General features: G+C 54.7%; 13 protein-coding genes and 3 tRNA genes. 1 reads left to right on the top strand and 15 read right to left on the bottom strand.

Annotated features, from left to right (window positions below):
• Positions 1 to 29: 29 nt before the first annotated feature.
• The 12 genes from nsrR to nnr form a co-directional block, all read right to left on the bottom strand.
• Positions 30 to 455 carry a nitric oxide-sensing transcriptional repressor NsrR gene (nsrR, locus tag Y71_RS24670; RefSeq protein WP_007372745.1) on the bottom strand — a complete coding sequence of 142 codons (426 nt, stop codon included), beginning with the start codon at positions 453 to 455 and terminating at the stop codon, positions 30 to 32.
• Between the two features lie 150 nt (positions 456 to 605).
• Positions 606 to 1,904: an adenylosuccinate synthase gene (gene purA / locus Y71_RS24675; protein WP_007372744.1), complete on the bottom strand. Its 1,299-nt coding sequence runs from the start codon at positions 1,902 to 1,904 to the stop codon at positions 606 to 608.
• Between the two features lie 102 nt (positions 1,905 to 2,006).
• Positions 2,007 to 2,204, bottom strand: coding sequence for a DUF2065 domain-containing protein (locus tag Y71_RS24680; RefSeq protein WP_081120868.1), 198 nt, complete (start codon positions 2,202 to 2,204; stop codon positions 2,007 to 2,009).
• Between the two features lie 74 nt (positions 2,205 to 2,278).
• The gene (gene hflC, locus Y71_RS24685; protein WP_007372742.1) at positions 2,279 to 3,283 is read right to left on the bottom strand and encodes a protease modulator HflC; all 1,005 of its coding nucleotides are present in this window, start codon (positions 3,281 to 3,283) and stop codon (positions 2,279 to 2,281) included.
• A 2-nt stretch (positions 3,284 to 3,285) separates the two neighbouring features.
• Entirely contained in the window at positions 3,286 to 4,542 is a 1,257-nt protein-coding gene (gene hflK, locus Y71_RS24690; RefSeq protein WP_007372741.1) for an FtsH protease activity modulator HflK, read from the bottom strand.
• Between the two features lie 84 nt (positions 4,543 to 4,626).
• Positions 4,627 to 5,907, bottom strand: a complete 1,281-nt coding sequence (hflX, locus tag Y71_RS24695) for a ribosome rescue GTPase HflX (RefSeq protein ID WP_007372740.1) — start codon at positions 5,905 to 5,907, stop codon at positions 4,627 to 4,629.
• Positions 5,908 to 5,982: 75 nt separating this feature from the next.
• On the bottom strand, positions 5,983 to 6,288 hold the full coding sequence (hfq, locus tag Y71_RS24700) for an RNA chaperone Hfq (RefSeq protein ID WP_007372739.1): 306 nt from the start codon (positions 6,286 to 6,288) through the stop codon (positions 5,983 to 5,985).
• A 96-nt stretch (positions 6,289 to 6,384) separates the two neighbouring features.
• Positions 6,385 to 7,332, bottom strand: a complete 948-nt coding sequence (gene miaA, locus Y71_RS24705) for a tRNA (adenosine(37)-N6)-dimethylallyltransferase MiaA (RefSeq protein WP_007372738.1) — start codon at positions 7,330 to 7,332, stop codon at positions 6,385 to 6,387.
• The gene (mutL, locus tag Y71_RS24710; RefSeq protein WP_007372737.1) at positions 7,325 to 9,184 is read right to left on the bottom strand and encodes a DNA mismatch repair endonuclease MutL; all 1,860 of its coding nucleotides are present in this window, start codon (positions 9,182 to 9,184) and stop codon (positions 7,325 to 7,327) included. The genes miaA and mutL overlap by 8 nt, the downstream gene beginning before the upstream one ends.
• 11 nt (positions 9,185 to 9,195) lie before the next feature.
• Positions 9,196 to 10,512 (bottom strand): N-acetylmuramoyl-L-alanine amidase AmiB, encoded by a 1,317-nt coding sequence (gene amiB, locus Y71_RS24715; RefSeq protein ID WP_007372736.1) that lies wholly within the window; start codon positions 10,510 to 10,512, stop codon positions 9,196 to 9,198.
• Positions 10,513 to 10,528: 16 nt separating this feature from the next.
• Complete coding sequence (gene tsaE / locus Y71_RS24720) at positions 10,529 to 10,990, bottom strand: tRNA (adenosine(37)-N6)-threonylcarbamoyltransferase complex ATPase subunit type 1 TsaE (protein WP_007372735.1); 462 nt, start codon at positions 10,988 to 10,990, stop codon at positions 10,529 to 10,531.
• Positions 10,983 to 12,494, bottom strand: a complete 1,512-nt coding sequence (nnr, locus tag Y71_RS24725) for a bifunctional ADP-dependent NAD(P)H-hydrate dehydratase/NAD(P)H-hydrate epimerase (RefSeq protein ID WP_035943034.1) — start codon at positions 12,492 to 12,494, stop codon at positions 10,983 to 10,985. Before nnr ends, tsaE begins: the two co-directional genes overlap by 8 nt.
• A gap of 14 nt (positions 12,495 to 12,508) precedes the next feature.
• On the opposite strand from nnr, the gene queG reads away from it, so the two are divergent.
• The gene (queG, locus tag Y71_RS24730) at positions 12,509 to 13,648 is read left to right on the top strand and encodes a tRNA epoxyqueuosine(34) reductase QueG (RefSeq protein WP_007372733.1); all 1,140 of its coding nucleotides are present in this window, start codon (positions 12,509 to 12,511) and stop codon (positions 13,646 to 13,648) included.
• A 268-nt stretch (positions 13,649 to 13,916) separates the two neighbouring features.
• On the opposite strand, the gene Y71_RS24735 is transcribed toward queG, so the two are convergent.
• The 3 genes from Y71_RS24735 to Y71_RS24745 all read right to left on the bottom strand — a co-directional run bounded on the left by Y71_RS24735 (position 13,917) and on the right by Y71_RS24745 (position 14,280).
• Positions 13,917 to 13,992: transfer RNA gene (locus tag Y71_RS24735), tRNA-Gly, on the bottom strand.
• A gap of 73 nt (positions 13,993 to 14,065) precedes the next feature.
• Positions 14,066 to 14,141, bottom strand: a tRNA-Gly gene (locus Y71_RS24740).
• A gap of 63 nt (positions 14,142 to 14,204) precedes the next feature.
• Positions 14,205 to 14,280: transfer RNA gene (locus Y71_RS24745), tRNA-Gly, on the bottom strand.
• Between the last annotated feature and the right edge of the window lie 11 nt (positions 14,281 to 14,291).

The raw sequence follows: 14,291 nt of genomic DNA on the forward strand, positions 1-14,291 counted from the left end.
TCCGTAGTCAGCTCTGGCAGAAATTTGCGTCATTCCACCAGCAATAATTTGTAAAGCGGTTGATTCTCTTCAACCAAATCGGCCAACGTGTAGTTATCCAGCTCCTTGAGAAAACTTTGCACGGCTTTGGCAAGCGCCTTTTTCAGGCGACAGGCACTGGTGATATGGCAAAATTCGCTGCTGCAATTGACCAGCGCAAGCGGCTCCAGCGAACGGACGACATCACCAATGCGGATATCCTGCGCGGGTTTCCCCAGCCGAATCCCACCGTTTTTCCCTCTCACGGCCGCGACATAGCCTTCACGACTTAACTGGTTGATTATTTTGACCATATGATTACGGGATACGCCATATGTTTCTGTGACTTCAGTAATACTGGTCATTTTTCCATCAGGCAGCGATGCCATATAGATCAGGGCGCGTAAACCGTAATCGGTAAAACTCGTTAACTGCACATCAACCTCAGTAAATGGGAAAAGATGAGATACCCGCAGGTATTGACACTATTGATGATAAACCAGCCACTAGTCATGCCGCTAATTTATTTGAACAGAAGGGTAAAAAAGCGAGGAGACGGGACGCGCACAACGCGCCCCGGAACAACATTACGCGTCGAACGGATCGCGCAGGATCATGGTTTCAGTACGATCCGGGCCAGTTGAGATAATATCAATCGGCACACCAGTAAGTTCTTCAATACGTTTGATGTAATTCAGCGCCGCCTGTGGCAGACCGCTGCGATCTTTCACACCAAAAGTAGACTCAGACCAGCCAGGCATGGTTTCGTAAATAGGTTCGATACCTTCCCAGTTGTCAGCAGCCAGCGGCGTGGTCGTCACTTCGCGGCCATCCGGCATACGGTAAGCAACGCAGATTTTCACCTCTTTCAGGCCATCCAGCACGTCCAGCTTGGTCAGGCAGAAGCCAGAAAGGGAGTTGATCTGCACAGCGCGACGCACCGCAACCGCGTCCAGCCAGCCGGTACGGCGGCGACGGCCGGTAGTAGCACCGTATTCGTTACCCTGTTTGCACAGAAACTCGCCAATATCGTCAAACAGCTCGGTCGGGAACGGACCGGCGCCCACACGCGTGGAGTATGCTTTGATAATACCCAGCACGTAATCAACGTAACGCGGGCCAAGACCAGAACCAGTAGCGACGCCGCCAGCCGTGGTATTGGAAGAGGTTACGTACGGGTAGGTGCCGTGATCGATGTCCAGCAACGTACCCTGCGCGCCTTCGAACATGACGAAATCGCCACGTTGACGCGCCTGATCCAGCAGGTCGGAAACGTCCACAACCATCGCAGTCAGGATGTCGGCAATCGCCATCACATCATCCAGCACTTTCTGGTAGTCAACGGCTTCCACTTTGTAGAAGTTCACCAGCTGGAAGTTGTGATATTCCATCACTTCTTTCAGTTTGTCGGCGAAAGTCGCTTTATCGAACAGATCGCCCACGCGCAGACCGCGACGAGCTACTTTATCTTCGTAAGCCGGGCCGATGCCACGGCCGGTGGTGCCGATAGCTTTCGCGCCGCGCGCTTTTTCACGCGCAACGTCGAGCGCAACGTGATAATCAAGGATTAACGGGCATGCTTCGGAAAGCAGCAGACGTTCGCGAACCGGGATACCACGGTCTTCCAGTTCTTTCATCTCTTTCATCAGCGCCGCCGGAGACAGCACAACGCCGTTACCGATAATGCTGGTGACGTTTTCGCGAAGAATGCCTGATGGAATAAGATGGAGGACGGTTTTTTCACCGTTGATTACGAGAGTATGGCCTGCGTTGTGACCGCCCTGGTAGCGCACAACATATTTAGCCCGTTCAGTCAGAAGATCAACAATCTTCCCTTTACCTTCGTCACCCCATTGGGTGCCCAGTACGACGACGTTGTTACCCATTTTTCAAAATCACCGTTTGCTTAAAAATGGATTCTACCACCGCTTTTTTTCAGATTCAGCACTTTTTCCGCGCAAAATTGACCAAAGACGCCCACTTTTCACTCAGCCAATCGTTTTCCTCAACATGTAGTAGATCACTACACCCGCAACCACAAGCCCACCGCCAAAACGACGCAGAAGATGGTCCGGAAGCAGGCTCAGCGAGGCAATCATACGCCGCCAGGCACGCGGATAAAGCATCGGGCCCATGCCTTCAAAGACCAAAACCAGCGCCAGGGCGAGCCAGATTGTCGAATTCATGTCTAATCCTTAAAAAACAAAACCACCGCCGAACTTTGGCGGTGGTTTTTATCATGAAAACCGCTGGCGCAAACTTAGCGTGTCGCGGAAGTCGGCGTTTTCATATAACGGAAGAAATCGCTGTCCGGGCTGAGCACCATCACGTCCTGGTTGCTATCAAAGCTATTTTCGTATGCGCGCAGGCTGCGGATAAAGGCATAGAAATCCGGGTCCTGACTAAAGGCATCGGCAAACAGTTTTGCAGCTTCAGCATCGCCTTCACCACGAAGGATACGCCCCTGACGCTCAGATTCCGCCAGTGTTTTCGTCACTTCGTAATCCGCGGCGGCACGCAGTTTTTCCGCTTCTTCCTGGCCCTGCGAACGGTGACGACGAGCTACCGCTTCACGCTCGGCGCGCATGCGGTTGTAGATCGCATCCGACACTTCTGCCGGCAGGTTGATCTGCTTGATACGCACGTCGATCACTTCGATACCCAACGCCGCCATACTGTTCGGGTTGATAACCGGTACTTTACCGTTGGTTTCAGCCTGTACACGCTCTGCAGCTTTCGCAATGGCGTCATCTGCTGCCGGCGTCGCCACTTCGTCTTCCGTCCCCGCAGAACCGGAGTTCAGCGCATCACGCACTTCCAGCGTCAGACGGCCACGAGAATCGGTAACGATGTCTTTCACATCCAGACGACCAATTTCAGAACGCAGACGGTCAGAGAACTTACGTTTCAGCAGTACCTCGGCCTGGGAGACGTCACCGCCGCCGGTCGCCAGGTAATAACGGCTGAAATCGCTGATGCGCCACTTGATATAAGAGTCGACAATCAGGTCTTTCTTCTCTTTAGTAACAAAGCGATCGGCCTGGTTATCCATGGTCTGAATGCGCGCATCCAGCAGTTTAACGGATTCGATAAACGGCAGCTTAAAGTGCAAGCCCGGCTCATAAACCAGCGGTTTATTTTCGTCGTCGCGCAATACTTTACCAAAGCGCAGCGAAATTCCGCGCTCGCCTTCTTTCACCACAAAAATAGAGGTGTAGAGCACTACCAGCACGATGATGATGATCGCGATAACTGACTTACGCATCGTTATTCCCCCTGACGCTGGTAGTCGTTACGCTGCGCGTTTACGCGGCGTTGGTCCATGATGTCTCCGGCAGATGGTGCCGGGGCGCTATTCGCACTGCTACCAGAGTTGGACGCAGGCGGCAGGCGCAGCAGGTTGTTTGCGCCACTGCTGTCACTCTTTGCCGCAGGTGCGCTCGCGCCGCCTTTCAGCATCTGATCCAGCGGCAGCACCATAAGGTTGCCACCTTTATCGTTAACCAACACTTTGCGCGTATGGCTCAGCACTTTTTCCATGGTTTCGATATACAGACGCTCGCGGGTAATTTCAGGCGCGGCTTTATATTCCGGCAGGATCTTCGCAAAACGCGCCACTTCACCCTGCGCTTCCAGGACGGTCTGCGTCTTATAAGCGCGCGCCTCTTCGAGAATACGCTGTGCCTGGCCGTTTGCACGTGGCTGTACTTCGTTGCTGTAGGCTTCCGCTTCACGGATGTACTGCTGCTCGTTTTCACGTGCTGCAATCGCATCGTCAAACGCAGCCTTCACCTCTTCCGGCGGACGCGCAGCCTGGAAGTTGACGTCGAGCAGGGTAATCCCCATGTTGTACGGACGAATGGTCTCTTCCAGCTCACGCTGGGTATCGCTACGAATAACGGTACGCCCTTCGGTCAGAATACGATCCATGGAATATTTACCGATCACACCACGCAGGGCGCTGTCGGTTGCCTGGCGCAGGCTGTCGTCGGCGCTGGTAACGCTAAACAGGTAACGCTCAGGATCGGTCACGCGGTACTGCACGTTCATCTCAACGCGCACGACGTTTTCATCAGAAGTGAGCATCACGCCGGAAGCCGCCAGTTCACGAACCGACTCGACGTTTACCGCCGTTACGCTATCGATAAAGGTCGGCTTCCAGTTCAGACCCGGCTCAACCAAATGGCTGAACTTGCCGAAGCGCGTAACGACACCGCGTTCTGCTTCTTTAATGGTATAGAACCCGGTCGCAGCCCAGATAATCACAGCTGCTGCGGCAACGATGCCGACAATGCGTCCGCCCACCTGACCGCGAGGGCCAGAGGAACCAGGCGCGCCGCCGGTACTTTTACCACCGCCCAGACCACCGAGCTTTTTACTCAGTTTGCGGAAAATATCATCCAGATCAGGTGGCCCCTGATCGCGACCGCCTTTGTTTCCATTTCCCTCAGAGTTGCCGCCTGGTTTGCTGCTTCCCCACGGGTCGCGGTCCTGTCCGTTGTTACCGGGCTGATTCCACGCCATGTATGTGCTCCATATGTATATATCGTGCGGTGTATGCCCGGCCTCGCGGGCACCCCCAAAGGGGAAAAATCTTCAGGCTGCCGGTCAAACGACGTATTCTTCGAGTGCCGGTTCTTGTTTACAGAGTCGACGCCAGTCGACAATCGGCATACGCACCTGCATACCTACGCTGCCATCGTCTTCCATCCACTCTTTTTCTATTGCCTGAAGCTGGTAAAACCGACTTCTCAGACGTCCTGCCTGCGGTGGTAAACGCAACGTGTGCTGCGCGACTTCACCGGAAAGACGCTCTGTTAAAGCCTGGAATAACAGTGGTACGCCAATACCCGTCTGCGCAGAGAGCCAGACGCGAATTGGTTTATTCTCTTCATCCCGGTCAATACGCGGCTCAAAATCTTCCAGCATATCGATCTTGTTCATCACCAGCAGCGTTGGGATCTCGTGCGCTTCAATCTCTTCAAGCACCGTATTCACTGCATCAATGTTCTCTTGCACGCGCACATCGGCGGCGTCAATAACATGCAGCAGTAGCGTCGCCTGACGCGTCTCCTGCAAGGTCGCTTTAAATGCCGCCACCAGATCGTGCGGCAAATGGCGAATAAACCCGACCGTATCGGCCAGCACGGTTTCGCCGACATCTACTACGTCAATACGACGAAGCGTGGGATCCAGCGTCGCAAACAGCTGATCCGCCGCGTAGACTTGCGCTTCGGTAATCTGGTTAAACAACGTGGATTTACCGGCGTTGGTATAGCCCACCAGCGAAACCGTTGGAATATCGGCTTTCGTGCGGGAGCGACGTCCCTGCTCACGCTGCTTCTCAACTTTTTCAAGACGCGAGAGGATCTGAGTAATTCGATTACGCAGCAAACGACGGTCGGTTTCGAGCTGGGTTTCACCCGGACCGCGCAAACCAATCCCGCCTTTTTGTCGTTCAAGGTGGGTCCAGCCACGCACCAAGCGCGTCGCCAGATGGCGCAACTGCGCCAGCTCAACCTGCAATTTCCCCTCGTGCGTGCGTGCACGCTGGGCAAAAATATCTAAAATCAGACCGGTGCGATCGATAACCCGACATTCGCACAGTCTCTCCAGGTTTCGTTCCTGGGCAGGGGTTAGCGCATGATCAAAGAGCACGACGGAAGCACCCGCTGCTTTTACGGCATCCGCAATTTCTACTGCTTTACCTTCACCAACAAAGTACTTGGGGTGCGGTGCTTTACGGCTACCGGTAATCACCTGCATTGCTTCGACACCGGCGGAAGAGACCAGAGATTCAAACTCCTGGAGGTCTTCCATATCTTTGTCTTGCGAAAAATAGATGTGTACCAGTACCGCCTGCTCACCGGCGTCATAACGGTCAAACAAGCGTAAACCCTCATAAAATACCAGCGGGGAACACAGCTTAACTGGCTCCCCGATCTGGAAAATCAGCCGTCAACCTTATTCGGTTTCTTCGCCGTCTTGCTGTGCAGAGCCCTGCGCGTTGCTACCGTGATGGTAGTTACTGCTGGTACCGCCGCCCGCATTGTTGCTGTGATGAGAAACCGGACGAGATGGAACAACAGTAGAAATCGCGTGCTTATAGACCATCTGGCTGACCGTGTTCTTCAACAGAATCACGAACTGATCGAAAGACTCAATTTGCCCTTGCAGCTTAATACCATTCACCAAATAAATTGAAACTGGAACACGTTCCCGACGCAGTGCGTTCAGGAACGGATCTTGTAAAGATTGCCCCTTAGCCATTCTATCTTTTCCTTATATGCTTGTTTTGTACTTAGAACCCGAAGGTTCTGAAAACTGCGTAAAAATTCGCGCACGATACGACTTAATTGTACACATTCACCCTGCGATAGCACTAACAACCTGTAACACGTCACGGTAAGACTTTTCCGGCTTTTCACTCTCTAACCAGTGAACGCCATCCCAGCCCCGCAACCAGGTTATCTGCCGCTTGGCTAACTGCCTCGTGGCGCAAATACCTCGATAAACCATTTCATCGTATGTGATTTCACCTTCAAGATACGACCACATCTGGCGGTATCCCACACAACGAATGGAAGGCATATCCGTATGCAAATCTCCGCGAGCAAAAAGCGCCCGCACTTCTGCTTCAAAACCTGAAGCTAACATCTGATGAAAGCGCTGCTCGATCCGTTGATGGAGCAGTTCACGGCTCGCCGGGGCGATGGCGAACTGATGCACCTGGTAAGGCAGAGCGTCTCCTGACGTTTGCGTCAGATCCGTTAAAGTTTTACCCGAAATGAAAAAAACTTCCAGTGCCCGGGAAAGCCTTTGCGGATCATTTGGATGAATCCGCGCTGCGGCAACGGGGTCAATCTCCCGTAACTGCTGATGCAACGCTTCCCATCCACGCTCTGCCGCCTGTTTTTCTATTTCCGCTCTGACTTTTGCATCTGCTGATGGCAGGGGCGATAACCCTTCCAGCAGCGCTTTAAAGTAGAGCATTGTACCGCCCACCAGCAGAGGAATACGCCCTGCTTCGGTGATCTCCTGCATCGCCGCCAGTGCATCGCGGCGAAAATCGGCAGCGGAATAAGCCTGCGCAGGATCGAGAATGTCCAGCAACCGGTGCGGTGCGGCACGTAACTCTTCTGCGCTTGGCTTGGCGGTGCCGATATCCATGCCCTGATAGATAAGGGCAGAATCAACGCTTATCAACTCTACTGGCAAAACTTTACGTAACTCAATGGCTAACGCAGTCTTGCCGGAGGCCGTCGGCCCCATCAAAAAAATTGCCTTCGGCAGGCTTGCCTTAACTTCACTCATGTTTCAGGGCGTTCATCGCCGTTTGTAGCTCTACAGGTTGTAATAAACCATCTGGTGGTGTTTTCACCAGATGCGGACAAAGCCGTTCGACGTCGGCCAGCAGGGTAATCGCCTGCGCCACACTCCATTGCGGATGATCGCTCGCCAGATGACGAGCCAGCCACTGGGCTATATTCACCGCATCAATGCTTGTCTGCTGCGCCAGGTAGCCTATCAGAGCAGAAATCAAGATTTGTAAATTTTGTTGGCGCAAGGGTAAAGGCACTGCACGAATGGTCACATGCTGGCCATCCAGCAATAATTCAATACCCATTCCTGCCAGCACTGGCTGCGCACGCTTCAGCGCCGCACTCTCCTCAGTGGAGATTTTTAAACGTACCGGAATCAGCAGCGGCTGGCCGCATACCGGCGCATTATCCGGGGAGAGTTGCGCCAGTCGCAACCAACGTTCAGCCACCGGCAACGCCAACAGTGCAAGGTTGCCATCACGCTCAAGCAAGGCAAAATGCGGCGCGATCAGCGTCAGCACGCGGCCAAAACTCTGGCAATGCCCTTCCAGTGCAGGAGCAACAGAAGTGACGCTTTCGGTTTTACGTTCAGCCGCAGGCGTTTCCAGCAACTGGCGATAGAGCGCTCCCTGCTGTTTCTGATACCCCGGCTGCGCATTCGGCCACGGTTGACCTGTAGCACTGTTGCCCCCGCGTGATGCGCCAGCAGCAGGTGATGAATAACGCGGCGCTTCGGGTTCCCGGGCAATGGGCGGCGCAGCAAACTGGTTGCGACCGGCCGCGACACGGTTCTCCGGCAATGCGCGCGGCGCAGGCTCCTCTTCCAGTTGAAGTGGCGTTTCGAGTTGCTGTTGCAGCACGCTCAATACGCCCTGATAGATAAAATCATGCACCAGCCGCGATTGATGGAAGCGTACTTCATGTTTTGCCGGATGCACATTCACATCCACCTGACGCGGGTCAATTTTCAGATAAAGCACAAAAGCGGGCTGCTGATCGGCACCCAGCTTATCTTCACATGCCTGCCGAATAGCGTGGTTAATTAACCGGTCACGCATCATGCGACCATTCACGTAGCAATACTGAATTTCAGCAAACGCGTTGCTGGTGCTTTTAGGATCGGCCACCCAGCCATGCAGAGATAAATCGCCGTGCTGCCACGCAATCTCCAGCGCCTGTTCCAGAAACGCCGAGCCGCATATCGCGCCAAGCCGACGCTCTTTTGGTGCGCCTTCGGCAACGGCGCGGTACTGGCGTACCATTTTCCCGTTGTGATTCAGATTGATAGTGACGTCAAAACGCGCAAGAGCAATGCGACGGATCACTTCATCGATATGACCAAACTCGGTTTTTTCCGTACGCATAAACTTACGCCGCGCCGGCGTGTTGTAGAACAGATCCAGCACTTCCAGCGTGGTGCCAACAGGGTGAGCAGCGGGTTTTACCGTTACGTCCATATCGCGGCCTTCCGCGTAGGCTTGCCACGCTTCTTGCTGATCGGCAGTACGGGAGGTGAGCGTTAAACGGGAGACTGAACTGATACTGGCCAGCGCTTCGCCGCGAAAACCGAGGCTGATAATCGCTTCCAGATCGTCAAGTGAGGCGATTTTACTGGTGGCATGGCGGGCCAGCGCAAGCGCCAGCTCGTCTTTCTTGATACCGCTGCCATTATCGCGGATGCGAATAAGCTTCGCACCACCGCGTTCGATGTCGATATCGATACGCGTTGCTCCGGCATCAAGACTGTTTTCCACCAGCTCTTTCACCACCGACGCAGGGCGTTCAACCACTTCGCCAGCGGCGATCTGGTTCGCAAGCTGCGGCGGTAGAACCTGTATCGGCATGAAAAATATCCTTAGTTAAGCAGACCACTTGCAGGTGCTGCAGCGCTGGCCGTTTGCCCGCCTCCGCCCTGCGGCGCGGATTGCAACGGATGAGCGAGGAAGTAGTTACGCAGACCACCGTAAATCGCTTCGGCGATTTGCTGCTGGTATGCATCGCTGGCCAGCAAACGCTCTTCGCCGCTGTTGCTGATAAAACCGGTTTCGACCAGTACCGACGGAATATCCGGCGAGCGCAACACGCCAAGGCTGGCATGTTCCGGGCGGCGTTTATGTAATGCCCCCACGCGCTGAAGCTGGCTCAGTATGTTCGTGGCGACATCATAACCTACGCGCTGAGAATGGCCGAACTGTAAATCGAGCACCGCCTGGCTGAGATAGGGATCAGACTGGCTGTTCGCCAGCATATCGCCCGCGCCGCCCAGCAATTCGGATTGTTTCTCGTGCTGCTCCAGCCAGCCTGCCATCTCGCTGTTGGCGCGACGGTTCGACAGCACCCAGACAGACGCACCGGTAGCGTCACGGTTTGGCGCAGCATCGGCGTGGATCGAGACAAGAAAGTTGGCGTTCTGCTTACGCGCCACATCGGAACGGCCCATGACAGAAATAAAGTAGTCGCCGTCGCGAGTCATCACCGGCTTGAACATCGGATCGTCATTCAATAGCGCACGCAATTTACGGGCGATGGAGATGGTGACGTTTTTCTCCTCTGTGCCGCCGGAACCAATTGCCCCAGGATCCTGGCCCCCGTGCCCGGCGTCAATTGCAATCACCACTTTGTCACCGGATACCGTGCGCGATTGTACCGCCGGACGCGTCACGGTGTTGCTGCTGGTAACGCTGGTGATACGGTCATTGTCTGATTTAAACGGATTACGTCCAGGCTGCGTCGGGCGCGGCGTAACAACGGGCGTCTCGCGCTTCGCCACCACTGGCGGCGGCGGGACGTCAGCATCGATGGTAAATACCACCTTGTAACCTGCACCGTTTTGCTGTTTCACTGCACGGGTTTTGCCGTTCTGCGTCAGATCCACTACCAGGCGGATTGACTGGTTATCTTTTGCCGTACCTGCACGAATACTTTTCACCAGATTGTTGCCGCTGAACTGCAACGGCAATCCCTGAATAATGCCGGTCTGTTTGATATCCAGCGCCACGCTGCGCTTATCCTGTTGCGAAAACGCATACTCAGGATCGCCCATAAAACTGAAGGTGATACGCGCCTGTCTGTCGCCATTAGACACCTGAATATCGGCTAAACTTGCTGCGCCAGCGTGAGCACACGCCAGCAAAAGAACTGCCGCCAACCAACCTTTCACGCGAGAGATCATCCCGTCACCCTTCCTGTTAACCGGCCATACGCGCCAGCAACGACTCACCAGATGAGGAAACAGCACGAATGCGCGCCTCACGCCCCTGCGCCTGGTAATCTAAATGGATTTCGACATCCGGGTCAGGCAGTACACCCGCACCTTGTTGCGGCCACTCGACCAGGCAAATCGCGTCGTTGGCAAAATAATCGCGGATCCCCATAAACTCCAGCTCCTCCGGGTCCGCAAGGCGGTAGAGATCGAAGTGATACACCATCAGCTTATCGAGGGTGTAAGGCTCCACCAGCGTATAAGTCGGGCTTTTGACATTCCCATGATGGCCTAAAGCCTGCAAAAAGCCCCGGCTAAAGGTGGTTTTACCCGCACCGAGATCGCCATACAGATAAATCACCGTCGCGCCGTCGCAGGCCTGCGCCACGCGATTGCCGAGATCCAGTGTCGATTGCTCGTCAGGTAAAGGAATAACTCGATTAATCATCTTTTGTATCAACTACATCCGGGTTAACAACACGCAAAAGCGTCATAAAAAGTTCGGTGGCCAGCATACCGCGCTGACCATATTGTGCCGCCTGTCTGTCGGCCGCTGCGCCATGCGCAACGCATCCGGCGCAAGCCGCATCATACAAACTGAGTTTCTGGCCGAGCAGCGCGCCAATAATGCCCGACAGCACGTCGCCCATGCCACCGCTCGCCATTCCGGCATTTCCGGCATCAATAATGCCTGCCTCACCAGCCTCGCTCGCCACCACTGTACCAGCGCCTTTCAGCACCACCACGCCAGCGTAACGTTTTACCAGACGTTGAGCAGAAAGTAAGCGATCGCTTTCGATTTCCGCCACGCTACAGTTGAGCAAACGCGCTGCCTCGCCGGGATGCGGCGTCAGTACGCGATTGTGACGTTTATCGGGATTGATTGCCAGAAGGTTCAACGCATCGGCGTCCCACAGCATCGGCTTACGAAAATTCTCCACTTTTTGCAGCGCTTTTTTGCCCCACTCTTGCTGCCCAAGTCCAGGCCCTATCACCACCACATCTGCCCACTCCAGGCTTTCATCCAGCGATGCCGCCGTCAGCTCATGGACCATGAGTTCCGGGCGGGCAGTAATAATGGGTGGGATATTCTCGCTACGCGTCAGCACGCGAACCAGACCGGCACCTGCGCGCAGCGCAGCTTCACCGGCCATACGGATGGCACCCGCCATGCCGTGATCGCCGCCAATGATCACCAGCCGTCCATGATCGCCTTTATGCGATGTTGGGCGGCGCGGTGGCAACCACTGCGCTAACTGGCTCTCATCAAAACGGGAAAGCGGCGCTTGCTGGCCGTTAAGCCACGGTTCAAGCCCCAGCGCATGGTGATGCAACTGGCCGACGACGTCACGCGCTTTGCCGGTCAGCAAGCCCGGTTTAAGCGCGATAAAAGTCACGGTGTGCTGCGCCTCAATGACTGCACCCGGTGTCGTGCCGGTTTGCGCATTCAGGCCGGAGGGGATATCCAGCGCCAGCACCGGCGCGGAATGTAGGTTGGCTTGTTCAATCAGCGCGGAAACATCGTCGCGCGGCGCGCGGTCAAGCCCCGTACCGAGCAAAGCATCGATAATTAAATCCACGTCGTCCGGCCAGGCGACATCCGCGGCATGAATGACACCTCCAGCATCAAGCCAGGCTTCACGCGCGGTTGCAGCCTCTTCCGGCAGCGGTTTGCTGCTCTCCAGCGCCAGCAGCGTTACGGCAATGCCTGCCGCCGCTGCCAACCGCGCAACAATATAGCCATCGCCACCGTTATTACCGTGCCCGCAAAGCAACAGCCAGCTACGCGTGTCAGGAAATTGCTCCCGCGCGACGGCAAACGCGGCTTCGCCCGCGCGCTGCATAAGTTCATAGAGCGTGATGCCGAGGCTGTCTGCCGCCTCACGTTCCAGGCGTTTCATCTCAGCCGTTGGCCAGACAGAGTGTGGTATACTTGCTGCGTTTTTCTTCATTTCTATGGTCCGTCATGTCACAGCCCCTCAATCTCAATGACTTAGCGCAACAAATCAAACAGTGGGGCTCTGAACTGGGTTTTCAGCAGGTCGGTATTACGGATACCGATCTCAGCGCCAGCGAGCCGAAGCTGCAAGCGTGGCTGGACAAACAATATCACGGCGAAATGGAGTGGATGGCGCGCCACGGCATGATGCGCGCCCGCCCCCACGAGCTTCTCCCCGGCACGCTGCGCGTCATTAGCGTGCGCATGAATTACCTTCCTGCACAGGCTGCTTTCGCCAGCACGCTGAAAAACCCAACGCTGGGCTATGTCAGCCGTTATGCGCTGGGTCGCGATTATCATAAGCTGCTGCGCAACCGGCTCAAAAAGCTCGGAGAACTTATCCAGCAGCATTGTGCTTCGCTGAATTTTAGACCTTTTGTTGATTCTGCGCCCATTCTTGAGCGTCCGCTGGCGGAAAAAGCCGGACTGGGCTGGACAGGTAAGCACTCACTTATCCTCAGCCGCGATGCAGGCTCGTTCTTTTTCCTTGGCGAACTGCTGATTGATCTTCCGCTGCCCGTGGATTCGCCAGTCGAAGAAGGTTGTGGGCGCTGCGTGGCCTGTATGACGATTTGCCCAACCGGCGCCATTGTCGAGCCTTATACCGTCGATGCCCGCCGCTGCATCTCTTATCTGACGATTGAGCTGGAAGGCGCCATCCCGGAAGCGTTTCGCCCGCTGATTGGTAACCGCATTTACGGTTGTGACGACTGCCAGCTGATTTGTCCCTGGAATCGCTACTCACAGCTTACCAGCGAAGAGGATTTCAGCCCGCGCAAAGCGCTGCATGCGCCCGCACTGATTGAGCTGTTCTCCTGGAATGAAGCGCACTTTTTGAAAGTCACGGAAGGTTCGGCGATTCGCCGTATTGGTCATTTACGCTGGCTACGCAATATTGCCGTTGCACTGGGCAATGCGCCGTGGGATGAGGCCACTATCCAGGCGCTCCGACAGCGGCTTGGTGAGCACCCACTTCTCGACGAACACATAGAATGGGCGATTGCGCAGCAAATTGAGAAACGAAATGCCTGCGTGGTGGAAGTACAACCCCCGAAAAAGCAGCGACTGGTACGGGTAGTTGAAAAAGGGCTGCCGCGCGATGCCTGAACCATCCACAGCCTGTGAATAAAATAAAAAACACATTACGATTCAACGTTCACAAAATCGTCAAGCGATCGAATTAACAGTTTGAAATATTATTTTATTTTTATTTTTCAGTCAGTTGAAAAGAGATTATTCACCTGACGAAGCGATAGGAATGTTGCGAATGAAAGTCATGCCTGTGGATAACTCTGTTCACAATAGTTTGACAGGACAATAAAAAAACGCCCCCAACGAGGAATCCCGCTGTGGATAATTTTTATTGATGAAGATTTGGAGCGGGAAACGAGACTCGAACTCGCGACCCCGACCTTGGCAAGGTCGTGCTCTACCAACTGAGCTATTCCCGCATACTTATCTGGACAGGCTTGCTTGCCGTGACCAGTAAATCTGGATGGTGCGTGCCTTTCGGCATTTCAAATTTGGAGCGGGAAACGAGACTCGAACTCGCGACCCCGACCTTGGCAAGGTCGTGCTCTACCAACTGAGCTATTCCCGCATATTTATCCGGATTCAGCTTCAATGCCGAAACCAGTAAATCTGGATGGTGCATTTCAAATTTTGGAGCGGGAAACGAGACTCGAACTCGCGACCCCGACCTTGGCAAGGTCGTGCTCTACCAACTGAGCTATTCCCGCTTATCATCGAT

The sequence above is a fragment of the Kosakonia radicincitans DSM 16656 genome, assembly GCF_000280495.2.
GTDB classification, from domain to species: Bacteria; Pseudomonadota; Gammaproteobacteria; order Enterobacterales; family Enterobacteriaceae; genus Kosakonia; species Kosakonia radicincitans.

What these genes read in the sequence shown, in the direction of transcription:
- hfq (WP_007372739.1), bottom strand. Translation starts at nt 6,288, where the DNA reads ATGGCTAAGGGGCAATCTTTACAAGATCCGTTCCTGAACGCACTGCGT.
- Y71_RS24680 (WP_081120868.1), bottom strand. Translation starts at nt 2,204, where the DNA reads ATGAATTCGACAATCTGGCTCGCCCTGGCGCTGGTTTTGGTCTTTGAA.
- hflC (WP_007372742.1), bottom strand. Translation starts at nt 3,283, where the DNA reads ATGCGTAAGTCAGTTATCGCGATCATCATCATCGTGCTGGTAGTGCTC.
- mutL (WP_007372737.1), bottom strand. Translation starts at nt 9,184, where the DNA reads ATGCCGATACAGGTTCTACCGCCGCAGCTTGCGAACCAGATCGCCGCT.
- purA (WP_007372744.1), bottom strand. Translation starts at nt 1,904, where the DNA reads ATGGGTAACAACGTCGTCGTACTGGGCACCCAATGGGGTGACGAAGGT.
- queG (WP_007372733.1), top strand. Translation starts at nt 12,509, where the DNA reads ATGTCACAGCCCCTCAATCTCAATGACTTAGCGCAACAAATCAAACAG.
- tsaE (WP_007372735.1), bottom strand. Translation starts at nt 10,990, where the DNA reads ATGATTAATCGAGTTATTCCTTTACCTGACGAGCAATCGACACTGGAT.
- miaA (WP_007372738.1), bottom strand. Translation starts at nt 7,332, where the DNA reads ATGAGTGAAGTTAAGGCAAGCCTGCCGAAGGCAATTTTTTTGATGGGG.
- amiB (WP_007372736.1), bottom strand. Translation starts at nt 10,512, where the DNA reads ATGATCTCTCGCGTGAAAGGTTGGTTGGCGGCAGTTCTTTTGCTGGCG.
- nnr (WP_035943034.1), bottom strand. Translation starts at nt 12,494, where the DNA reads ATGAAGAAAAACGCAGCAAGTATACCACACTCTGTCTGGCCAACGGCT.
- hflK (WP_007372741.1), bottom strand. Translation starts at nt 4,542, where the DNA reads ATGGCGTGGAATCAGCCCGGTAACAACGGACAGGACCGCGACCCGTGG.